General features: G+C 49.5%; 1 protein-coding gene. It reads right to left on the bottom strand.

The annotated features are described in order from the left end of the window. Positions 1-214 (bottom strand): DUF1848 family protein (locus CI070_RS02210; protein ID WP_143245516.1); only part of this gene is annotated, 214 nt, incomplete at both ends.

Below are 214 nucleotides of genomic sequence, written 5' to 3'. Positions count from 1 at the left end.
GTTTGCTCCGACAACTTCCGAAAGTTTTGCCAGCGTGGCCATGCTTTCATCAATGCCGGGAACACCCGGTTCAATTTCCTTTCCGTAGGCCGTAATCGTATAGTGGAAGTAGGTATGGAAGCGCTCGGTGATGCTGTTGATATGCGGAAGAATGGGGGCATAATTTTTAGAGCAGAAGACAACACAGTCCACTTGGTCCGGCGTCAGTTCATAG

The sequence above is a fragment of the Akkermansia muciniphila genome (genome assembly GCF_900184965.1).
Classification (GTDB): domain Bacteria; phylum Verrucomicrobiota; class Verrucomicrobiia; order Verrucomicrobiales; family Akkermansiaceae; genus Akkermansia; species Akkermansia muciniphila_A.
Note: the sequence above shows the minus strand (reverse complement) of the source record. Positions and strands in the feature narration are given on the sequence as shown.